The following is a 21,693-nucleotide window of genomic DNA, read 5'->3' on the forward strand; positions in this document are numbered from 1 at the left end:
TCACGTAAACATGGTCCGAGACGTCAAACAGGACCTGATCGACTTCTTGCATGCAGAGTTCCCGTTTTCGGAGGTGTCGGTCACCTTCACCGAGGAGGACATCGACTTTCCGGACTACGACGGCGGCTTATCGTACCCGTCGATCCGCCCGGCGACGAAGGACACGACGGTCCCCGGGAGCGGCGTGACCGGCTTTACCGGGATCGACCCCGGCGGGGCCGGCCCGACGCAGAATCCCGTGACGACAGTCCAGGTGGACTGCTGGGGCGGGACGACCCAGACCGGTCGGATCCAAGAGGCGGACGTCCATCCCGGAACGGTCGCGACCGAGCTGGCCGAACTCGTCCGGGAGACCTGTCGGAACAACGCGACCGACGTCGAGGGCTACCAGTTCGTCGGAACGACTGAGGCGTCAGAAGCCCACGACTCCGACCGCTCGCCGACGGTCTATCGCGAGTTCGTGATCGTTGCGATGGGCTACCACGAACGCCCAGCGGCCGACTGACCTGTCATGACCTGGATAACAGTACCCGACGGCCTCCGGGCGTTCAAATATGCCGACTACGGCATGACTCGGACGGCGGAGGTCACGTCGAACGGCAAGGCGAACGTCCCCGAGGACGTCGCGGAACAGCTCGAGAACCACCCGTCCGGCGAGTTCGCCCGCGTCGATGCGGACGACGATACGGACACTGACGACACCGACAATACATGAGTGTACCAGAACACGAGTTCGCCGAGAGCGGACTCCTACCGGGGCGCTATCAGTGGGTCGAAGAGCCGACCCCGATGGGCGTCCCCGAAAACCCCGAGTGGAACCGATTCAGTGACAACATGCGGCAGTGGGAGGCGACCGGCGGTGCGAACCTCGAGCGGATCGAGGGCCTCGGCACCGCCGACGCGACCGGCCACGGCCGCGGCACCGAAGAGCCGGAGGCGACGATCGCGTACGACATGCAGCGCTTCCCGGTCGACGGGACCGGCGCCCCCGTCGGCGCGGAGGCGTACGCCGCTGAGCGCGACGAGTACAACCGGCTGTTCGCGACGCTGATGTGCGTGGGGCGAACCGAAGACAGAGGCGGGAACTTCGACGCCGGTATCCGGCAGTACACGGTCATGCGCGGCGTCGCGTTCGACACGGTGGAGGCGACGCTCGACCCGACCGAGAACGACCCGATCCTGATCGAGCTGGAGGCGGTGCCTCGAAAGGTCCGCTCCTACATCATCCACCAGCCGGACGGCCCGATCAGCGTGGTCGCCGAATCGTCCGAGCCGGCCGAAGACGACGGCCTCGAGATCACTGTCGAGGACGAGGACGCCGAGACCGTCGAGACGGTCGAACTCGGAACGGCGACGACAGACACGTTCGAGGACATAGACTCGGTCTGGCTCTCGGACGAGCCGGTCGGCGATATCACGATCGAGGCCGACGGCGACGGCACGATCGTCATGGAGGGGACGTCCACCGAGACGGAAGACGTCGTAGCGGGCGGACTGACCTACTCCGACGACGACCAGCCGGTCGACGGCGACCGGGGCGTCCCGTCTCTCGGCGACGGTGCGAACGCCGACCCGATCAACGAGACGTTCGAGTTCTTCGTCGGCGACCGCCTCGAGCGCGCACCGGGCACGCCGTACCGCCCCCGGATCAACTCGGCGTCCTGGACGATCGAGAACTCGCTCGAAGACGAGTCACTCCACCAGACGCGCGCCCCGACGAACGACGCGGGTTCGCGCAACATCCAGCTCGAGGCCGACATCGCCGGGCGTCGTGCGAGCCACGACTCGATGATGGACTCGCTCCAGAAGACGTCGTTCCCCGTCTATCACGAGCTGAGCGGGGGCGTCGTCGAGTTCCCCGCCGTCGTGATCCTCGAAAGCGACGGCCGCTCGTACGAGGCTGACGATCAGGCTGTCGCAGCGCTCAGTGAGACGCTCGAAGCGACCGACGGCGAAGGTATCGAGTTCCACAGCGGCGAGACGATCGAGGATGTGACCGCCTGATGGCTGACACCGAGAAGAAGAAGACGACAAACGTGAACGACGGATCGGATCTCGAGATCGCCCACGCCGAGGATTACGGCATCCAGCGCGACTCCGAAGGCGAGATCCTCCCGACGATCCAGGCCGTCCCCGGTCTCGACGGGAAGGCTGTGAAGGTCAAGCCGCCGGAACCGGGCGAGTACCAGGAGTACAAGGACGTCTTCGACGAGGACGAGGGAGACGACGACCGCGTCGACGAGTTCCTCCGGACGTTCATCGTCGACGGGATCGGTTCGGGTGGCCTCGACGAAGTCCCGCCGCTGATGGTCCCCGGGCTGATCAAGGCGGTCGAGAACGCTGCCGGCGGGGAGGTTTTTCGAGCCGTCGAGCAGATCGAAACGCAGGAGAACATGGCGGCGGTGCGGGCGATGGGCGACATGGACCCCGAGACGCTCAGTCGGTTCGCGGAGATGGGTCGCGAGCTGAACGGGAACGGACAGGGGCAGACGGAGCTTCACGACACAGTCGGTACGTGAACCAGGCGCTCGTCGAGTTCACGCTTCAGACGAAGGGGTCATACACGTTCTGGGAACTGCCCCGGATCCACCTCTCCGAACAGCGCCGCTTCTTAGAAGGCCTCGTGCAGCACAATCGCATCCAGGAGGAGAACATGGAGAGACAGCACTACGAACGGGACGGCGCGTCGCCAGCGGTCGCTGAGAAGAAGCGGCGGATGAAGGCAGGCCAGAACGCCGGCCGGCAGTCGATGTTCGACGAGATCAACCAGGAGGCCGCGGCGTGAACCCCGACGACCTCGCGCTGCGGAACGTCCGCTCACGGGCGGCACACGAGGACGTGGACGAAGGCGAGGCCGCACAGGCCGAACTCCGCCGCCTCCTCCGGATCATCGACAACGAGCGCGAGCTGCGGCGCGAGAACGCTACCGCGCTCCGAAAGGTCGGTGATGAAGAAGAGCAGATCGAACTCCAGAACGCGACGGCCGAGTCACTCGACGCGATCATCGAGAGTTTCGACGTCTACGGCGACGATCCGAAGCCAGGAGTGGACGTGGACGACGATTCGGACGCCGAAGAATCGGGACTGCTGGGTCGGTTGCGCGGCTGAACTACACTACTCACCGACGCCGGTGAGCTTCATCGTCCCCTACCGGCCATCTTTAGCCAGCGCCCGTAGCGCTCTTTCGTCCGTCGACCCCTTCTGACGGGCCGTATCGGACGCACTGATACGGCGCGACGGTGCAGGCGTCGAGGGCGATCAGGACCGGTCTACGGTCCTCGTCGTGATATAAATTCCCACGGATAGGATCGCGCGCGGATTTTTCACAAACTCGAGAAACATCAATGGCACTCACAGGGACCGGCGGGAGCGACATCGACGTCAACATCGGTGGCGACTCCTCGGGACTTCAGTCCGCGATAGCCGCCGGCATCTCCGAGCTCAACAGTTTCAAGGGTGCCGTCGCGGCCGCCGGGGTCGCGGTCGCCGCGTTCGGCGGGAAAGCGCTCAAGGAGTCGATCGGCGCGGCGGCGTCGTTCGAGGCGCAGATGACGGAGTCGCTCGCTGTGATGGGCGACGTCTCGGATACGATGCGCAACGACATGGAGGACGCCGCCCGCTCCGTTGCGCGCGAGACGACGTTCTCCGCCGAGCAGGCCGGCGAGGCGTACTATTTCCTCGCCAGTGCGGGCTTCGACGCCGCGGAGTCGATCGAAGCGCTGCCCGAAGTCGCCAACTTCGCCGCTGCGGGCGCGATCGAGATGGGCGACGCCTCGGACTACGCGACCGACATCATGCAGGCGTTCGGCTACGAGGCCGAGGAACTCGATAAGGTCACGGACACGCTCACCGCCACGTTCACGAACCACAACCAGACCGCCGAGGGGATGGGCGAGGCGATGAGCTACGTCGCGCCGGTCGCCTCCGAGATGGGGATGGAGATCGAGCAGGCGAGCGCCGCGATCGGCATGATGGGTGACGCCGGGATCAAGGGATCCCGTGCCGGGACATCACTCCGGCAGGCGCTGGCCTCGCTCGCCTCGCCGAGTGCGAAACAGGCCGAGCTGATGGAGGAGCTCGGCGTCAACGCGACCGACTCGAACGGCGACCTGCGGGACATGGGTGATATCCTGCGCGATCTCGAGGCCGCGGGGGTCACCTCCGGCCAGATGATGGAGTTGTTCGGGACGCGAGCCGGGCCGGCGATGCAGGTCCTCCTTTCGGAGGGTGGCGACGCTCTCGACGAGTACACGAATCAGATCGCCGAGTCCGGCGGCATCACCGAGCAGGTCGCCCAGGACCAGATGCAGAGTTTTCAGGCCCAGTTCAACATCCTCCTGTCGAACATTCGAGACGTCGCGATCGGGATCGGACAGGTGTTCCTTCCCGTTCTGACGGCGCTCACGCAGCGGCTCACGGGCGTCGTTCGGTGGTTCGCCGAACTCAACGACCGGTTCGACGGGCTTCCCGGCGCGATCGCGCTGGTCTCGACGGTGATCGGCGGGCTGACGGCCGCGGCGTACGTCCTCGGGACGACGTTCGCCTCCACGCTCGTCCCCGCGGCGGGCGCGGTCGCGGCGGGTATCGCGGCGATCGGCGCACCGATCCTCGCTGTTGGGGCGATTCTGACGGCCGCGGCGGCCGCCTGGCGCACGGACTTCGCGGGGATCAGGACACAGGTCGAGCGCGTCACGGCCGCGTTCACAGACACGTTCGCCCCCTTGGTCCAATTGGCCCTGTCAACCGTCCAGTGGATCATCGGTGACCTCGCGGAGATGTGGCGCTCTCACACGGCCGCGGTCGAGGGGACGGTCGGGCGTGTCGTTTCGCTGGTTGGCGATCAGCTCGTCGGCCGGATCACAGCCGCCGGACAGGCGATCCATGAACGGATCTACTCGCTTGATGCGATCTGGGGACAGCACCGCGACACGGTCGACCAAACGATCGGCGCGGTCATCGGCTTCATCACGTCCCTCGCGGAACAGTTCTTCTCATATCTCCGACCGGTCGCGACGTTCCTCGTCGAGACGTTTCAGGCGGCCTGGGAGTCGGCGGTCGGGAGTATCATCTCGATCGGCGAGACGCTCGTCGAGCTCGTCATCGGACTCGGTCAGCGGTTCGGCGTGTTCGACGAACAGACCCGGACCACGTCACAAGTCCTCGGCCAGCTGCTCGACCCGTTCAAGAAGGTGGAGCTGGCGGTCTCCGGCCTCCAGGAGGTCACCGGACACCTCACGACTCGCTGGGACGAGGACTTCTACGGCATCCGGACCACGACTGAGACCGCCACCGGCCGGATCAGAGAGATCCTCGGCGGGATCGATCAGTCGCTCGTTACTGAGGGGCTCACGTCGATCCGGCAGACGTTCGACGGCGAACTCTCGGGGACGAGAGACGTCTCGATACTCCGGATGGACGAGATCGCCGCCGGAGTGAGCGAGCGCCTCGAGGGGCTGGTCTCGGTCGGTCAGATGCTCTGGGACATGCACGCCGAGCAGACGGCGTCGACGCTCCAGAACCTCGCGGCGACGGTGATCCAACTCGTCACACACTTCACGGCGGTTTTCATCGACATCCTCTCACCGTTTCTCTCACGCGCGGGCCAGTTCTGGGACGAGCACGGCGACCAGATCATCTTCATCGTCGGCGCGTTCACGTCGATCGTCATCTCCCTCGTCCGGACACTCGTCGACACACTCCTCGCGGTCATCGGGCCAGCACTCGACCAGATGTCCCAGACCTGGGACGATCACGGCCATCTCGTCGTCACGGCGGTCGAGCTGATGGCCGACGTCGTGTTCGGGACGCTCGGGTGGCTGATCGACTCGCTCGAGTCACTCATCAAGGCCGGAACGGCGGCGATGGAGGGAGACTGGTCGGCCGCGTGGTCCCACATCTCCGACATATTCGTCAGCACGGCCGAGGGGATCTACTCGTTCGCGACGTCGTGGGGCGGACGGCTCCTCTCGTGGCTCAGCGGCCTCATCGGCGACGTGATCGATCACTTCGTCGGGATGGCTCGCGACCTCGTGGGCAATTCGGTCGTGCCCAACATGTTCGATTCGATACTGTCGGTCGCCGATCGGTTCGGGAGCGACCTAATTTGGTGGCTCGCTCGCCTCGCGGCCGATTTCGTCCGCGACCTCTTCCGGATGGGTCTCGACGCGACCCGAGAAGTCCGGAACATGGCGAGCGATATGCTCTCGGCGGTCGACATCACCGGCCGGTTCCGATCGGCCGGCTCCGCACTCATCTCGGCGTTCGCTCGCGGGATTCGAAACGCCGCGAGTGAGGCAACGAGCGCCGTCTCGGGCGTCGTCGACTCGGTGTCGAGCTATCTCCCTGGCTCCGACGCCGAGACAGGCCCGCTCGCGGATCTGACCAAACAGGGCGAAGCGCTCCCCGAGACGTTCGCCTCCGGGATCAAGGACGAAGCGGGTCTCGTCGCGGACATGGGCGCACTGGTCGGCGCGCTCGCGTCGCCACAGCCAGCTGGCGGCACCGGGCGGACGGATAGGTCCGTGACGGTCAACATCGAGAAGATCGAGGCCAGCGGGCGGCGTGAGGGTCGAGAAGCGGGCCGTGAACTCACGAAGGCGCTCGAGGCGTACAACGTGGGGCGCTAAGCGTGACGGTCACAGTCACCGACGCCGAGCTCCGCGTCTGGCACCAGGACCAGCTCGCCGAGGGCGACGACGAGGCCGACGCCGACCCCGATCCACATACGATCATCGGGACCGACGGCCTCCGGTCAGTCGAGTTCGCCGCGCATGCCGATACGCTCAAAGACGAGGCGTCGATCGAGTGCTACCATCCGAGTGCAGGCGGGCCGGACCTCCTCTACGATCTCCGAGTCGGCGACCGGATCGAGTTTCACGGGCTGATCTCGACGCCCGTCGGCGGCTCGGAAACCTGGGGTGAGGGTACCTGGGGCGAGGGTGTCTGGGGCGGTGGCGACGACGGCATCCCCGACGTTCGGTGGATGGGGCGTGTCCAGCCGACCGAAACTTCGCGCGATCAGATCGGGCGGCACAACGGCTCGCTGTCGGCTGACGCCACCGACTGGTGCGGCGACATCCTCTCGAACCGGAAGATCACAGGATCGTGGGTCGGCCGAGACGCGGGCGCGGTGATCCGCGACATCGTCCGGCGGAAGGCAAGCGAGATCGACGCCTCGGAGATCCCGGATATCGGCGATGACGTCGAGGTCTACTATGCCTCGAAGGACTGTTGGGATGCCGTCACGGAACTCGCAGCTCTCGGCGACGGCCTCCTCCTCCAGGAGGGTCGGAAGCTCCTGCTCGAGCCGATCGAGGGGCTCGGCCCGGCGATCGAACTCACGCACGATGACTATTACCTGCCCTGGCAGACGCACACGGACAACGACGTGAAGAACGTCGTCCGGATCGACTCGGGCGAGTCCCGACAGATCGAGCATGAGCAGGGCGTCCAAGACGACCTCGAGCGCGTAACCTCCGAGTCACGGATCACGCACCAGCTCCGAGCGCGGAAATCCCGGGTCCACAGCGTCGATCTGTACGTCGACGCCGAAAGCGACGACGAGGACCTCAAGGTCCGGTTGCAGGCGGACGAAGACGGCGAGCCGGTCGCGATCGACGACGAGGACTCCGATATCGACTCCGCGGAGTGGAGCGCGTCGGACCTCCCGAGCGGCGGCTGGCAGTCGTTTTTCTTCTCAGACGAGATCCTCCCCGACCGGGACCCGTGGATGATCATCGAGACGGAGGGCGACGAGGGTCACGATATCGGCGTTCGGGAGGACGGCGTCCCGACGTACACGTCGTTCTACCCGCATCCCGTCAACTTCGAGGCGACGGACTCGGCGTCGATCGCCGACTACGGTGCGCGGGAGATCCCGATCGAGAAGGACAACCTCCGGACGCTCACGGCAGCCCGTGACGCCGCAATCGCGGAGCTCCGGCGACGGGCGTACCCGACGAAAACGATCTCGTTCCCGGCGCGGTCGCCTCGCGCACACCTGCTCGAGCCGGGCGATCTGATCTCGGTCGACGAACCGGGCGAGAACGCCGTCGGGGAGTTCATCGTCGTCGAGACGGCGCGGACGTTCGACTCCGACCGCGTCCGACTCGAGACCGAGATCACAGCCACCTGGCGGAAAGGCGTCTTAGCTCCGATCAACTGACCGTCTGATACCCCGCACGCATCACGGCCAACTGTCAACCCATGCCACTGAAAGACGACGACCACAGAGCCGCACGGATCATCAAGGACCTCGATCAGCGCCTCTCCGATCTCGAAGAGGAGAGTCGCTCAGACACTACCCCGAACGTCCTGCTGAACTACGACGACGAGCTCGGCGTCGAGGACGGCGCCGAGTCCGTCCGAATCCGAGACGTCGACCCCCTGTTGATGAACGACGAGGATACCGGTTACCGAATCAGTGCGTGGGGGTCGTATGCCTGGAGCTGATCCCGACGACTCCGACGCGGATCACTCCGTAACGGCGTCCGACGGAACGGGCTTCCAGGGCGTCGCGACCGTTCGGATGTGGTCGATCTCCTCACTCGAGCGCGTCCGTCCGAACTGGTCGAACCTACCGAGACAGGCGAGACACAACATGCTCACGCGGCCGGCGAGGTATCCCACGGCTCCGATCAAGACGGCGCGGGCAGAGAACCTCGTCCTCGACAACTATCTCGAAGCACTCGCCTCGGGGGATAGTCCGCAACCGACGCACCTCGCGATCGGCGATGACGACTCAGCGAGTCCGCAGGCCGACAGCGACGCGCTGAACAACGAAGTCTATCGCACACAAATCGGCCAGGACGAAGGCGACGGCCGCGATCGACTCACGTCGACGTTCATCAGCCAGAACGAGATGAACGGTCTCGGTCTCGCGGAGATCGGCTTCGCGAACGGCCCCGACGCCGAGGACGACGACCTGCTCACGCATCTGCTGCTCGACGCGTCGGACCAGCTCGAGAGTAAGACCTCGGATATCACAATCACGATAGATTATACCCTTTTTTATCAGAGGGTGGACTAAAAAATGGTCGACCTCGTAACACCAGGGGAAATCGGTGCCGAAGCCGACAGTCGGTCCTGGGGCCACGCGCTCGGGAAGGCGGGCGTCGCGCCGTGGATCGTCCACGGTGTGGACATCGCTGGTGCACACTCCGAGATCGACGACACCGCACTCGACGGGTTCAACTACGTCTCGTCGAGCGGACTCGACGTTACCATATCGGCCGGCGAGGCGTACGTTTACGGCTGGCTCGTTCGCGACCGGGAGACGACGGTCACGCTGCCCGCGGGCGCGACGACGACGATCTACCTGGGGTACGACGTGGGTGCGGTGCTCGCCGAGGGAGAGGCGCCGAGCGACTCCGAGAACGTGATCATCGGCGAGGAAAGCGAGTTCGGCGACGGCGATCCGCGGACGCCGATCTGGGAGTTCGAGACAGACTCGTCGAGCGTGGTGGACGACGAGTGGTTAGGCGTGCTCGAGCAGCCGCTCGTCGTCGAGGACGGGGCGCTCACGCCACAGATCCCGTTTTCGGTGTCCGGCGATCTCGGTGTCTCGGGGGATATCAACCTCACCGGCAACAACGATCTGTACGTCGGCGATGGTGAGGGGCGGTTCGGAACGTTCGACGGCGAGGTTACCTGGTATCTCAACGACGAGGAGGGAGGCACGCGCTGGCGCTGGTACGCTCTCGGGAACGATTCGGGAACGCGGGCGGATATGGATTACGACGGGAACATCGACTTCCGAGGGTCGGCGGTGGTTCGCGAGGATCTCGATGTCGGGAACGACGCCTTTGTCGACCGGGATGCACGCGTCGGTCGGCGTGTGGAGACGAATTACTCGGCCTCCTCCGGTGTCCGTGTTGAAGGCGATCAGAGCACGATTCGGTGGAACGGGGCTACAAGCCTCGATCTCTATTCCGGCGATGTGGGTGCTCATCAGGTCCGGGTCTACCCCGGCGACCGGACGCACGTCATGGAGGGCCTCGAGGTCGACGGGCAGACGCAAGCTCAGGGTGGCATCTCGAACTGGGGGACCTTCTGGGGCAACGGCAGGGACCTTCGCGACCTCGGCGACGTCGAAGCCGGCGGCGAGCTCACCACCTCCGGTCGCGAAGTCCTCTCCGTTCAGAAGGACTGGGACGGTGACGAAATGATCCTCCAGAGTGAGAGTGGGACTGAGATCAGACTCACGAGCGAGGACTGACCCGTGGCGATCGAGATACGCGGGCCGTCTGAGTCCGAGTGGACGGAAGTCGATTTATCAGAAACGGATACTGACGAAAACGACGAGTGGGCGGTTAACGGAACGGTCGTCTACCGGTCCCAACAGATCATCGAGGACTGGGAGTCGTACAGTTCGACGAGCGACGTCGAGCAGTTCTGGAGTACGGAGGGGAGTGGCTCGTTCTCACTCGAGTCCGGAGGGCTCGTCGACGGATCTACACAGCACATCCGGCAGCAAGGGATGCATCAGATGCGCTCGTTCCCGTCGGGCGGGAACCACTCACAGACGCTCGGCCGGTATTTCGAGGAAGGCGACGAGGTCGAGATCCCGATCTGGATGGCTGCGGTGGGCGGTCCACACTACAACATTCTCGCCAATCTCGCGAGTGACACGGCAGAGGAGAACACCGAGAACTGGCGCTTTGAAATCCAGACCGGCTCGGGACTCCGAATCGTCTGGCACGACGGGAATAGCCGAGACGTCAGAGCGAGCGAGAACAGTTCGTCTCCGTACTCGACGAGCGAGGTTTACCGGTTGCGGATCGGCGTCTCGTCGTCGCAGGTCACGTTTGCGATGGACGAGGCCGACGGCACGACGATCGCGAACATCTCGACGTCGAACGTCTCCGGATCGGAGGTCGCGAGCGAAATGAGCATCGGCCAGATCGCCCGCGGCGGCGGCGACTGGGAAGTCGATACGTGGTCGGTGCTCTGAGACGGCCGAAAACTCTGCCGACAGCAGTGAGTTGATAATTCAATGACAGACGAAGAGGAATCCCTACCAGGTCGAGAAGAGAACCTCCCGGTCCCCGGGCGGCGGTATCCGGATGACGACCCGGAGAACCGCCGGTTTACCGACCTGCTCATCCCGGCGGTCGAGGAGATCAGCACGCGAGCGCTGTTTCGCGACTCGGAGGACAGCGTCGGCGACTACCCACCGCTGAGCGATGCGGTGTTCATCGCGACCGACACCGGCGCGGTTTACGAGGCCGACGGCAGTGCGTGGACGCTGACCGAGCTGTCGCTGTCCGGGCTCGTAATTGACGGTGAGGAGGCAGCGACGCTGGCCGACCTCCCCAACTCGGCGGCGGACGTCGATGCCGAGCCGGCCGGAGCGGTCGAATCGCATCGCCTCGGCGAGACGCACGACCAACCACAGCCCCCGCAAGCCCACGACCACCAGGGTGACGTTCTCGATCCCACCTCGGCGTCGGTCGAGTCCGTCGGCTCGGAGTCGGTCGCCGTCCCGAATCGTGAGTGGGTCACCGAGCGGATCCGGTCGGCGATCGCCGCCGCCGAGCTCGCGCTGCTGACGATCCTCACCGACGCGACTCACACCGTCGCGGAGAACACGACCGAGACCTACCGTGGCGTCGACATCGAGGAGAGCGGCACGCTCGAGATCGAGGTGAACGCCACGCTCGAGATAGCGGAGACGATCTGAGGTAACCAGCAACCAGCAACCATGCCAGAGAAAATCAGCATCAGACACAACGCCAATGGCCGGCTCGTAGGTATCGACGATCAGGGTAACGAGGTTCCTCTCGACGTCGACGAACTCGACGCGCTGTCGGTGAGTACAGAGGCGGCGGAGATCGGCGAAGGGGTTGAGCCAGAGGACGAGTTAACTGTTGGACTCACAGGGACCGATACCGAGTTCGGTTTTGGTGCCGACGGGACGTTCTCGGCGGCTGGCTTCGAACCGACCGACCCCGCTGAACAGGTTGGACACACATCTATAATACTCGATGGGGACCAGACCGTCTCTCAATACGATTGGGAGAGAGTCGAGTTTAACGATGTGGAAGAAGACGATTTCGGTGCATGGGATTCCACCGAATACGAATACGTCGTTCCCGCCGATGGTGTTTACCATGTCGTATTTGAAATTGGCTGGACTGGCGGAGACGGGGGAGCAGGGGATATAGCCTTCCGGCTGAATCGGAATGGTAGCGTGACACGCGGTCGGTGTTTCAACGTCTGGAATATAGATTATCCGTCTGGCGGCGATGTTTCACAAAAAGGTAATACGAGAATACGCTGTCAGGAGGGGGACATTCTCGACCTTCAAGTCCGACACCGAACAGTCGGTCAGCCTGACCTCCACGGCGGCTCCGTTCGGACGTTCCTAACCGTCGACAAGGTGATGTAATGGTCGAATTACTGTCGAACCCCTACGAAGCGGTCGATTGGGATGCGTACCTCCAAGTCAAATCCGACCATCACTACCATACAGAGAAGGACAATCCCCCGCCACACGACATGGTGGACACACTCGTTGATGATCTGGATTACGGCATCCTCACCTTCGACAGAGGGACGAATCTCGAAAACGGTACTATGTGGCCGTGGACCGAGTGGAGCACGTACGAAGACGGTTGGGAAGACCGCGACCCTGACACCGATTTCACCCGCGACGTGGTGGCCGTCCAAGGCATGGAGCAGGGCACCGACCACACGCTGTCCCTGTTCTCGGACCTCGAACCGCAGGACTTCAACCTGACGACGTGGTACAATCTTCTCGGAGAGATCAAAGCGACCGGCGGGCTCGCGGTCCTCGAACACCCCAGCCGATACACCGACGCGGAGGGAGCCGTAGAGCGGTGGGGCGACGGGTTCGAGGACTTCCCTGACACGCTCATCGGGTTTGCCGCGTGGAACAAAGACGCAGGCCACTTCAACGCCCAGGGGCACCACAGATACGACGACGTGGAATCTTGGGACGCGCTACTGTCTCATTTTATGCCCGAACGCCCGATTTGGGCGTTCTCTCACGACGACCCGCACGGCTTCGAGCGCGGTCACGACCTCGATGTTCGGTACAACACCGTGGCCGTAGAGGAGATGACTACCGAGGCCGTTCGGACGGCCTACGAAGACGGACAATTGTTCGCCCACTCCCGAGAGCATTGGGCCGACGACACAGAGGCCCCGCCCGAGATGCCGACGGTCAACGAGATCGTGGTAGATGAGTCTGAACCATCTATCACCATCGACGCCTCGGGATACGAGTCGGTTCGGTGGATATGCCAGGGATGGGTGGTCGGGGAGAGCGAGACGCTGGTTTTGACCGACGAGATGGACAAGTACGTCCGGGCTGAGTTGTTGACGAACCCGGACGCCCATACCCTGACGCAACCGTTCGGTGTTGACGGGGACGGCCCGAGCTTCGGGGTGACGAGTTCGGCAAAGTGGGAGCACCGAAGCGAGGCCGAGTGGGGGCACGAGGTCGGTCCACGTTGAGAAGTTGTAGCCGGCCCGTTCTCCTCTAACGATCCGGAATAAAGACTAGCGATGAGCCACCGGGGCGAGCACCACACGTCACGCCGACCGGTTGATGCAGTATTCCATACCATGATAGACATATCAATCAACGACGAAGCGTTAGAGGCATTGATCGTCGAGCGCGTGGACGACGTGCTCGGGGAGATAGACTTCGGGGGCGGACCTCCGGGGCAGGGCGGCGAGTCGGCGTACACGACCGTTGGCGTCGGTGGCGACTACGACAGCCTGGAGAACGCCTACGACGCCTGCGCGGAGGGTGCGGGCGGCGAGGTCATGGTCCTGCCGACCTACTCCGCGCGAAACGACTCGTTTCCCATCGAGATCGACGACAGAGCGACCGGCATCCGAGGGCAAGGATACGCGAGCACGATCGACGCCCGTGGGACGAGCGGCCCCGTGTTCGATCTCTGTTACGGCGCCGTCCGGCCGCTCGGGGCGGGGATCAACAACCTCCGGATCCGGGGCGGTGACCCGGGCGTGCTCGTCTCCTCGGCGCGCTACTCGGAGATGGAGCGCGTCATGATCCGGGACACTGATGGCGTCGGTCTGCTGCTCGAGTCCGACGGGAGCGGCGCGATCAACACGCACGACTATCGCGGACTCAAGATCGAGAAGACGGCCTCGCACGGCATCCATCTCGCGAGCGAGCACAACTCCGCAGCCCACTCGACCCGCTTCCTCCAGACCGACGTCAACTTCGCCGGCGGCCACGGCCTTCTGCTCGACGGCGGGTTCAGCGTCGACTTCTGGCAGGGGACACTCCAGCACTCGGAGCTCCACGGCCTCTGCGGGACGGAGAAGAACTCCGGGATGATCGACGTCAAGGGGTGCTATATCGAGGCCAACAACGAGAGCGGCGACGTCGACGCCGAGGTCCGCCTGGATCGGTCGTTCGGGTCGTCGATCACCGACTGCTACTTCTACGACCTCGGGAACGGGACGCCGCACGCGATCGTCCTCGCCGGCCGGAATCAGACGGTCGATAAGTGCACGTTCCGGCCCTACTCGAGAGCTCGTATCGCCGACGAGACCGGGCAGAACACCGTCCGGGCCGAGGGCTGTCGGCTGATCGGCGGGGGCGTGCTCGGGGATTTTAGCTCCCCGTCCGGTGGCGAGGTGCCGTCGGGCGGTGGCGGCACCGAATCGGATGGTCCTCGAGGCAACTATCGGATCAACGAGGGCACCGACGACGAAACGACGGTCCACGTCTTCGGGACCGGCTCGCCGAAGACGATGGTCGTCGCGAACATCCACGGCAACGAGCGGAGCGCGGCGATCGCCGCCGAGCGGATGATCGACGAGGAGTGGGAACCGAGAGAGGGACAGCTGCTCGTCCTGAACCCGGCCTGGCCGTGTGCGGATCGGAACGAGACGCGCGACGGATGTGGCTACGACGCGAACCGCGCCTTCGGTGGTGATCCAGAGGCGTATGACGCCTTCGACGACGAGGGTTGGACGGAGATGGCTCGCGGGATCTTCACCGCGGTCGAGGCGGAGGACCCCGACGTCCTGATCGACCTCCACGCTTCGTGGCAGCTCGGGAACGGCCCGGCGCGCAAGATTTTCCCGAACGGTCGCGGCGACTCGAGAGAGTTCGCCCGGAACGCCTGTGACGCCGTCAACGCCTATCACGGATTCTCTGGTAGCGAAGCGTGGTCGGTCGGCAACACCGTCTCGCCGAGCGGGGCGGGCAACCAGGGGATGCTCGTGACGCGCTGTCACGACATCGGCGTCCCGGCGCTGCTTTCGGAGACGTACGTTCGCGGCGGCTCCTGGACAGCGCAGTCCCAGCGACATCTGACGGTCGTCGCGCAGGTGATGGGCGACGTCGGACACAGACATCCGCCGAAAATCGGGCGCTGGCGGTAGAAGACCACAACCATGTTACAGGACATACTCGACAACGAGCGGCTGTACCGAGCGATCGTCCCGCTGACGTTCGGCGTGCTCTACGGGACGTACCACTACGTCGATAACAAGATGGACGGCGACTCACCGAAAGCGTCGTTCGACGCCTACGTCTACGGCAAGACCGTCCTCGCGAGCGCGGGCGCGGCGCTGATCGTCACGCTTCGGGGCGACGACCTCACGTTCGACGCGATCGACGCGCTGATCCCGCTGCTCATCGTGATCGTGGACGACAAGCTCAACCAGGGCCTCGGCTGGGGCTCTGGCGACGACGGTGAAGACAGGGGCCATGACGAGGATTCTGAACCGAATGGCGAGGCGCCGGTCATATCCTGGACCGACGCTGAGGAGCGCTTCGACAGCCTCTCACGACGACCGAACGGCTCCGAGCCTTCAGAGCCAGTCATCGAGTCCGGGTCCGAGCCGAACGACGATCTCGACGATAGTGAGATTCTGGACGGTCTCACGCGCGAAGAGAAATTCGCCGGGATGGACGACGAAAGAGACGAACGAGACGAACGGCTCTCCGAAGAGGAAGTAGCAGCGGAGGCCGTCGAACGTCTCGATGCCGAGGGTGAGTGATGTCTCGATGTGCCGACCGCTCGCCCGAGTGCCGCTCCCGCCAGAGACCAGCACACGGGCACCGCCGACCGACGCGCACCGCGTTGATAAACATACGGAATCATCATGCTCGAATCATGGATGGGATTGAGCAAGTCCAACCTCCGATTCGTCATGGCGATGGTCTATTTCCTCGTCTTCGTCCCGGCGATCGCCTGGCTGATGATCGGCCCCGATCAGCAGTTCGAGTTCTGGCTGCTGGCTCTCTTCATCATCGCTGGATTCGTCCTGCTGTACGGCAAGGACTGGGCGCTCGACGTCGCATCAGTCAAGTACGGCGTCGAAACCGACTCCGGATCCGGAACCAGCACCGGCTCTGGCGGGGGAGATTGCGATGACAGCGACTCCACCTCCGCCCCCACCGATGACGGCGAGTAGCGAGGTCGTGGCGTTCGAGGCGCTCGAGGCGCTCGCAGTGACCGTCTTCGGGATCACGGACGCGCTGTGGATCGGTCTTGTTCTCCTCTATTTCGGCACGGCGGGATGGGGTGCGATCGTCGAGGAGTGGTCGGTCTCGCACTGGCTGCCGTTTTTCGCGGTCGCCACGTCGATCGTCGGCACACTCTACCTCTCGGAGATCATCCAGAACGCGACGATCCTGACGGTCGGCGAGCTGATCGGCGTCGTGACGCTGCTTGGGATCTGGCTGATCCTCTGGCACGCCATCCAGATCGATGTTTATGGAACGATCGTCCGCGCGATTCGGAACCCAGCCGAGGCACGGCTGCTCTGTCTCGAGTGGATGATCCGGCGGTTCCTACGGTGAGTGAGATATGACAGATGAAACCGACGCGGCAGTCAGCGAGGCACAGGCAAATCCAAACCCGATCACGGAATGGCTTATCGGCCTGATCGACTCCCGAATCGAATCGGCGCTCGACGACCACGACGGCGACGGTATGACTCGCGAGGAGGTCCGCGAACTGCTCGTCGAGGAGGTGGTCGTTACGTACGGCGGCGACGTCGGGCTCCGTCCGTTCGAGGGCGATAGCGACGGCGACGGGGAGGACTAACGAAAGGTAAATGGCTACGACAGATCAGGTCGGGACAGCGGGAACGCTGAAATGGAAACACGACCTCGCCGAGGAGATCCCGGCGGGGCTCAACATTCTATCGTATAAGCATGTCCCGGAGATCCTGCTCCGGCTCGACACTTCACCGGCCTATTTCTCGCAGCTCCAGCGCGAGCTCGGCGCCTCGTCGAAGGTACTCAGCGATCAGCTCACGCGCCTCGTCGAGGCGGGTGTGATCTCACGGGCAGAAATGAGCGAGAACAATGGGCCGGGGCGCTGTCCGGTGTATTACGGGCTGACGCGCGCCGGAAAGGATGTCATCCCGATCCTCGGACTGATCGGCGAGTGGTCGGCTGGTCACGACCTCACTTTTGACGGGCAGTAGAAGCCGCTCGGCGGTTGGCGAACGCGGGCCGATCGGTACCGAAGCGGTTCCGTCGGAGCTGGTTCTTCGGCGTTCTGTGAGCGCTCTCTGAGGTTTTGAGGGCCGCTCTGTCACATCGGAAACGGAGTGCGTAGAGGCATCACTGCCTCTCAACCAGTACGTTGTAGGTAGCAAACCCGATCAAGATGGCACCGACGGCGAAAACGGTGATAGCAAACAACCGATTCGATGTCGCCAAATAGATAGGGGCAGATGTAGCGACGAGACCTGGTCCAATAGCCCTGCTGTGTTCAGCCCATTGGTTGGTACTCTGTGATTTGACACTCTCATCGACTCTTTCGAGCAGCTCGTTCTGCCGTTCGAGTTTACTGACGAGTTTCGCTTGAGAACTTGTCACGCTTTCCTGCTGTTCGAGTTTTTGAAGGACCTCGTTTTGTTGCTCTATCCGCTCTATCTCCAATGAATCACGTTCAGTAGGGAGATCCGCCACTGCATTTCCGATCATCGCTTCTCTCTCAATGGCTGGAGAGAGGTGAGATTCATCCAACACTGCTTCAAGTTCCTCGCTGCTGACTCCCAACGCAGTGACCCCTCCAGTATCGACCCCGAAGACGTTTCGTACACTACCCAGCAACTCTTCTTGTTCTTTCTCCAAAACGTCAGCTATCGCAGATGCAGTTCCCAGTTCGTGGCCGTGCTCTCCAAATGAATCTGACAGAATCGGAAAAGCATTCACGCCGTCCTGAAATCGAACGTCTGTGAGCGCTGGGAACGCCCTCTGGCTGTTATCAGACTCCTGATGCTGGTTGCCTTCGAACCCAGGACCGCGGTCGGCCTCAGCCTCGGTGCGCAGATCGGGCGACTCTGCTTCCAAATTGGAGGGGGAATCCCTCGCCATGGGTTTGTCACGGTCTGCCCGTGAATAAGCATCATGGCTCTGATGGGCGCTTTTTCTGAAAACCTACCTTTATAGACCGGTCCTTGAGTTATAACTGAAGGCGGGTCGCGAGATTACGTCCACCTGATCGCCCCTTACGACTAGTTCTTGAAGGCAGATCGGTGGATTGCCGATCAAGATCTCGTGTCCTGCCAGTAGCCGCATCCAAGGTATCGATAGCTGTTCAAAAGTAAATGATGGAGGGCCATTTGACAACCTACGATTTATTGGCCGGTGTATAATAGTGGGCTTATGCCCTTCTGGACGATGGTTGCTGTGGCCTTTGGGGGCCTAATCACGATTGTAACAACGGTAGTGACGGAAAAATGGAAAGAAAAACAAGAATCAGGCAAAGTTGAAAACGCATTAGCGAACGAAATGGAAATCCTTGGACCTGTTCTTGAGGAAATATTACTCGCGCTATTTTTACACGAATATCCAGATAGAAAATCAGAGCTATTGGAGTGGTCGGAATTTGAGTCCGGTATAGATCAAGAAAAAATCAACATGATAGCATATATGTCTAAAATACCTCATAGAACACAAAAAATTGGCAACAAGAGTAGCTTTGAGACGCCTGTTTTTGATAATACTGCCGATAAATTAATATTGCTTGATGAGCACATAGCCACCAACGTCATTCAGTTCTATGCAGCAATTATAGCACTTGAAGAGCATGTTCCTGACCCCTCTGATGATGAATATAAATTAGCGTATTTGGACGCATTCCAAGCGTTAGAGTGGCGGTATCGGGCCTTGACAGAGATGGGTAGAGACGTCCAGAAAACTGATCACAAATATATGACAAATGTGATGGGATATAGATTAGATGACGAAGAGAAAGAGCGGGAGATGGATTTAGACGCTGAGGAATTCGATAGCTCTTGATGTCCTTATTAACACTTACGCTACGTCCTCTGAGCCTTCGCCCTCGTATTCCGCCAGCCGATACCCACCCCGACTGCCATCGTAGACAATCAGACCTTCGTCGACGGCCTGCTCGACGCCGGCCTCAATCTCCGCGGAGTCGAAGCCGCAGTAACCGACGAGGATCTGCTTGATCGTGTGGATCGAGATCACATCGGGGACCTGCTGGCCGGTGGTCCGGTAATCGATAAAGCGAACGACCCGCTTAACGAGAGTTGATCTCGAAGAATTGAACATTGTGTGCAATCTCCTTTCTCAATCAACAGCGGTTTTTAAGGCTCGTGATAGATCTTTCTCCACAATTCAACGCACGAAAAATTCAAACGTCTAGTGAAGGATTACCCAGTTGACTCGTCTTCGACGCCACTCATATCAACATTCACGTTCTTCAGAATGCTGCTACTGGGTTCATGGATGACGGTGACCTGAGCGCCTTCGTTGAAGTCATTTAGACTTCCCGAGAACTTGTTCTCATCCAAATGCCAGCTTGACCCCACGCTCAAGTCTTCTTCGTCTTCGATATTGAAGGTGGCTTCATCTTCACCATCAACAACGCGAATAGTAAGATCGTCGGGGTCCAGGGCATCGCCACCATCATTCGATAAAACTAGCCGATCTTCGCTATCGTCCGCACTTAACGATAACTGTGTACTCGGTGCCGATTCTACTGAGTCCCCAAGGCCGAGGACGAACGTGCCGATGACAGCAGCGAGAATCACGGTAATCGCGACCATCAGGATGACCCCAATGACCGGCGAGACCGCACGATCCTCCCCGCTGAGTATTGTTTTGAGTTGCATGTTGTAGCTCTCTTGTGCACACACGAGCGATGGATCGTATCAGGCGACGCATGCATACGAACCACCTGACGAGAGGTGATTATCCACCAATCCTCTCGGGTTTCCATCCTTTCGGTGTACTATAGGGTTCATGGCACCTCGAACATATAATACTTTCGAGGGTATTAAGGACCGTTTTATTATGAAATGGGAGGTGGATGTCGCTTAGAAGAACCATAGCGAGGAACCTGTTAGACCTCGCTTCGGGATTTCACCGAGTATGGTCGGGCAGCGGGATACTGCCGCATTGCGATGGTTGTGTCTGATGATCATATATGTTGTGGCTAATGGAAGCGGTACGGTGCTAAACTAGTACCACGCTACTGGTCAGAAGTTATTAAGATAAATTCTGTCATCAAATATGTGATATAGTGGCGTCTGTATTCCGTCCGTGCGTGGCGGAATGCGTAGTAGCATAGAGCACCGAAAGCTATTGCACTGGCAACGATCAAGACTGGGTCAATTCCGACTGTTCCGATGATTGGTTCATAAAACGAATCTTGAACTACAGCAGTTGAGATAGTCACCTCTCCCAGAATCGGCAATATGAACGTGTCGTCAAGTATCAAGATAGCAAAGACGAAGTACACCAGCGCAAGGATGATACCGCTAACATAGATACTTCGGCAGAATGCATAGATAGATTGGAATATTTGTGCTCTCCCACGGCCCTCGGACTCGACTACTGAACGTACGTGTATGTAGATTGACCGTCCCAACTTTTTATCTTCATAATCACCGATTTTGTCGTAGGACAGGCCCAAATGAGGGAACTGTTCACGACAGGCTCGATGAAATTCCCATGATACACACGGCGCAACGTGTTTGGATTTGCAAACTTCCGACTTCAATTGGTCTCGGTGTGAAGGGATATCTAATAACCGCTCTATGAACACCGACAGAATGTGAACAAGCTGACCCAGTGCAAATGAAAAGGCAAGAACGGGCAGGAGAAAGAGCAGTCCGGGGCGTTCGATGCCTACGGGCAAGAAGGGATAGAGTCCGAAGAGGAGAAACACCCCAGGGAGCAAGACGCTGAAGAAGTTGTATATGCTAAATTGAGAAGCCGCATCACTAACCATGGTGGGTGTGAAGAATTGTTAAGGGTATAAGTACCCCACGGAGTACATGGCAGTAACAATATCATAACAATTCAAATCGGTCGATAGAATATTATATCGGTGGTGCAATGCTCCGGTGATGAGTGCCCCCTTCGGTGAGAACCAGAGCGCGGATTCTGGCTCCAACGGAATACGGTGTACCGTGAGACACATCGTTTTCTTCCTGGGGAGAGCAGCGGATTTCATCCCTGGCTTAATCGCAATTGCGATTGCTTCGGCTCTGGTTTTCGGCTTTCACGACAGTGTGGTTCTGGTTATTTTAGTACCACTCTTCCTTGCAGTTCTAGTCGCAATAGCAGAGAAAATTGTATTCTAGCTCGTTGCAGGTATGCGCTGGAGATCGGCAAGCTTCACAATAAGGTGGCAAATATAGGTTTCTTCAATTACAGCTGTCGCACCTTCATATAGGATCAGGGCACCA

Annotated in this window: 26 protein-coding genes; 23 read left to right on the forward strand and 3 right to left on the reverse strand. The window is 61.2% G+C overall.

The features are described 5' to 3' along the window. The first annotated feature begins 10 nt into the window (after positions 1 to 10). The 21 genes from V2L32_RS12225 to V2L32_RS12325 all read left to right on the forward strand — a co-directional run bounded on the left by V2L32_RS12225 (position 11) and on the right by V2L32_RS12325 (position 17,448). Positions 11 to 505 (forward strand): hypothetical protein, encoded by a 495-nt coding sequence (locus V2L32_RS12225; protein ID WP_331232695.1) that lies wholly within the window; start codon positions 11 to 13, stop codon positions 503 to 505. Positions 506 to 511: 6 nt separating this feature from the next. Further along, positions 512 to 715 (forward strand): hypothetical protein, encoded by a 204-nt coding sequence (locus V2L32_RS12230; RefSeq protein WP_331232696.1) that lies wholly within the window; start codon positions 512 to 514, stop codon positions 713 to 715. Further along, positions 712 to 2,004, forward strand: coding sequence for a hypothetical protein (locus tag V2L32_RS12235; RefSeq protein ID WP_331232697.1), 1,293 nt, complete (start codon positions 712 to 714; stop codon positions 2,002 to 2,004). The genes V2L32_RS12230 and V2L32_RS12235 overlap by 4 nt, the downstream gene beginning before the upstream one ends. Continuing rightward, positions 2,004 to 2,519, forward strand: a complete 516-nt coding sequence (locus tag V2L32_RS12240) for a hypothetical protein (protein ID WP_331232698.1) — start codon at positions 2,004 to 2,006, stop codon at positions 2,517 to 2,519. Before V2L32_RS12235 ends, V2L32_RS12240 begins: the two co-directional genes overlap by 1 nt. Beyond that, positions 2,516 to 2,785: a hypothetical protein gene (locus V2L32_RS12245; protein WP_331232700.1), complete on the forward strand. Its 270-nt coding sequence runs from the start codon at positions 2,516 to 2,518 to the stop codon at positions 2,783 to 2,785. Before V2L32_RS12240 ends, V2L32_RS12245 begins: the two co-directional genes overlap by 4 nt. After that, entirely contained in the window at positions 2,782 to 3,108 is a 327-nt protein-coding gene (locus tag V2L32_RS12250) for a hypothetical protein (protein ID WP_331232701.1), read from the forward strand. Before V2L32_RS12245 ends, V2L32_RS12250 begins: the two co-directional genes overlap by 4 nt. A 236-nt stretch (positions 3,109 to 3,344) precedes the next feature. After that, entirely contained in the window at positions 3,345 to 6,626 is a 3,282-nt protein-coding gene (locus V2L32_RS12255; protein ID WP_331232702.1) for a phage tail tape measure protein, read from the forward strand. Positions 6,627 to 6,628: 2 nt separating this feature from the next. Next, complete coding sequence (locus V2L32_RS12260) at positions 6,629 to 8,164, forward strand: hypothetical protein (protein ID WP_331232703.1); 1,536 nt, start codon at positions 6,629 to 6,631, stop codon at positions 8,162 to 8,164. Between the two features lie 41 nt (positions 8,165 to 8,205). Further along, a complete protein-coding gene (locus V2L32_RS12265; protein ID WP_331232704.1) occupies positions 8,206 to 8,451 on the forward strand; it encodes a hypothetical protein in 246 nt (81 codons plus the stop codon). Beyond that, positions 8,438 to 9,028 (forward strand): hypothetical protein, encoded by a 591-nt coding sequence (locus tag V2L32_RS12270; protein WP_331232705.1) that lies wholly within the window; start codon positions 8,438 to 8,440, stop codon positions 9,026 to 9,028. Before V2L32_RS12265 ends, V2L32_RS12270 begins: the two co-directional genes overlap by 14 nt. Positions 9,029 to 9,031: 3 nt before the next feature. Further along, positions 9,032 to 10,216: a hypothetical protein gene (locus V2L32_RS12275; protein WP_331232706.1), complete on the forward strand. Its 1,185-nt coding sequence runs from the start codon at positions 9,032 to 9,034 to the stop codon at positions 10,214 to 10,216. Positions 10,217 to 10,219: 3 nt separating this feature from the next. Continuing rightward, positions 10,220 to 10,951, forward strand: coding sequence for a hypothetical protein (locus tag V2L32_RS12280; RefSeq protein ID WP_331232707.1), 732 nt, complete (start codon positions 10,220 to 10,222; stop codon positions 10,949 to 10,951). Positions 10,952 to 10,993: 42 nt separating this feature from the next. After that, positions 10,994 to 11,680 (forward strand): hypothetical protein, encoded by a 687-nt coding sequence (locus V2L32_RS12285; RefSeq protein WP_331232708.1) that lies wholly within the window; start codon positions 10,994 to 10,996, stop codon positions 11,678 to 11,680. A 21-nt stretch (positions 11,681 to 11,701) separates the two neighbouring features. Next, entirely contained in the window at positions 11,702 to 12,388 is a 687-nt protein-coding gene (locus V2L32_RS12290) for a hypothetical protein (RefSeq protein ID WP_331232709.1), read from the forward strand. Then, positions 12,388 to 13,479, forward strand: coding sequence for a hypothetical protein (locus V2L32_RS12295; RefSeq protein WP_331232710.1), 1,092 nt, complete (start codon positions 12,388 to 12,390; stop codon positions 13,477 to 13,479). Before V2L32_RS12290 ends, V2L32_RS12295 begins: the two co-directional genes overlap by 1 nt. A 111-nt stretch (positions 13,480 to 13,590) precedes the next feature. Then, positions 13,591 to 15,390: a succinylglutamate desuccinylase/aspartoacylase domain-containing protein gene (locus V2L32_RS12300; protein ID WP_331232711.1), complete on the forward strand. Its 1,800-nt coding sequence runs from the start codon at positions 13,591 to 13,593 to the stop codon at positions 15,388 to 15,390. A gap of 12 nt (positions 15,391 to 15,402) precedes the next feature. Continuing rightward, a complete protein-coding gene (locus V2L32_RS12305) occupies positions 15,403 to 16,011 on the forward strand; it encodes a hypothetical protein (protein WP_331232712.1) in 609 nt (202 codons plus the stop codon). A 153-nt stretch (positions 16,012 to 16,164) separates the two neighbouring features. Beyond that, complete coding sequence (locus V2L32_RS12310; protein ID WP_331232714.1) at positions 16,165 to 16,428, forward strand: hypothetical protein; 264 nt, start codon at positions 16,165 to 16,167, stop codon at positions 16,426 to 16,428. Continuing rightward, positions 16,415 to 16,816: a hypothetical protein gene (locus tag V2L32_RS12315; protein ID WP_331232715.1), complete on the forward strand. Its 402-nt coding sequence runs from the start codon at positions 16,415 to 16,417 to the stop codon at positions 16,814 to 16,816. Before V2L32_RS12310 ends, V2L32_RS12315 begins: the two co-directional genes overlap by 14 nt. Before the next feature lie 7 nt (positions 16,817 to 16,823). Then, complete coding sequence (locus V2L32_RS12320) at positions 16,824 to 17,063, forward strand: hypothetical protein (RefSeq protein ID WP_331232716.1); 240 nt, start codon at positions 16,824 to 16,826, stop codon at positions 17,061 to 17,063. 10 nt (positions 17,064 to 17,073) lie between these two features. Continuing rightward, entirely contained in the window at positions 17,074 to 17,448 is a 375-nt protein-coding gene (locus V2L32_RS12325) for a winged helix-turn-helix transcriptional regulator (RefSeq protein ID WP_331232717.1), read from the forward strand. A gap of 139 nt (positions 17,449 to 17,587) precedes the next feature. Here V2L32_RS12325 and V2L32_RS12330 read toward each other — a convergent pair whose 3' ends face one another. Then, a complete protein-coding gene (locus V2L32_RS12330) occupies positions 17,588 to 18,346 on the reverse strand; it encodes a hypothetical protein (RefSeq protein ID WP_331232718.1) in 759 nt (252 codons plus the stop codon). A 291-nt stretch (positions 18,347 to 18,637) separates the two neighbouring features. Here V2L32_RS12330 and V2L32_RS12335 point away from each other — a divergent pair, with 291 nt between their 5' ends. Beyond that, positions 18,638 to 19,273 carry a hypothetical protein gene (locus tag V2L32_RS12335; RefSeq protein WP_331232719.1) on the forward strand — a complete coding sequence of 212 codons (636 nt, stop codon included), beginning with the start codon at positions 18,638 to 18,640 and terminating at the stop codon, positions 19,271 to 19,273. 15 nt (positions 19,274 to 19,288) lie between these two features. On the opposite strand, the gene V2L32_RS12340 is transcribed toward V2L32_RS12335, so the two are convergent. Together V2L32_RS12340 and V2L32_RS12345 are read right to left on the reverse strand one after the other, a co-directional pair. Continuing rightward, positions 19,289 to 19,549 carry a hypothetical protein gene (locus tag V2L32_RS12340; RefSeq protein ID WP_331232720.1) on the reverse strand — a complete coding sequence of 87 codons (261 nt, stop codon included), beginning with the start codon at positions 19,547 to 19,549 and terminating at the stop codon, positions 19,289 to 19,291. A gap of 101 nt (positions 19,550 to 19,650) precedes the next feature. Next, the gene (locus V2L32_RS12345) at positions 19,651 to 20,112 is read right to left on the reverse strand and encodes a type IV pilin N-terminal domain-containing protein (RefSeq protein ID WP_331232721.1); all 462 of its coding nucleotides are present in this window, start codon (positions 20,110 to 20,112) and stop codon (positions 19,651 to 19,653) included. 1,239 nt (positions 20,113 to 21,351) lie between these two features. On the opposite strand from V2L32_RS12345, the gene V2L32_RS12350 reads away from it, so the two are divergent. After that, a complete protein-coding gene (locus V2L32_RS12350; protein WP_331232723.1) occupies positions 21,352 to 21,588 on the forward strand; it encodes a hypothetical protein in 237 nt (78 codons plus the stop codon). Positions 21,589 to 21,693: the final 105 nt, after the last annotated feature.

This window comes from Halalkalicoccus sp. CGA53, from assembly GCF_036429475.1.
In the GTDB taxonomy this organism is placed as follows: domain Archaea; phylum Halobacteriota; class Halobacteria; order Halobacteriales; family Halalkalicoccaceae; genus Natronorarus; species Natronorarus salvus.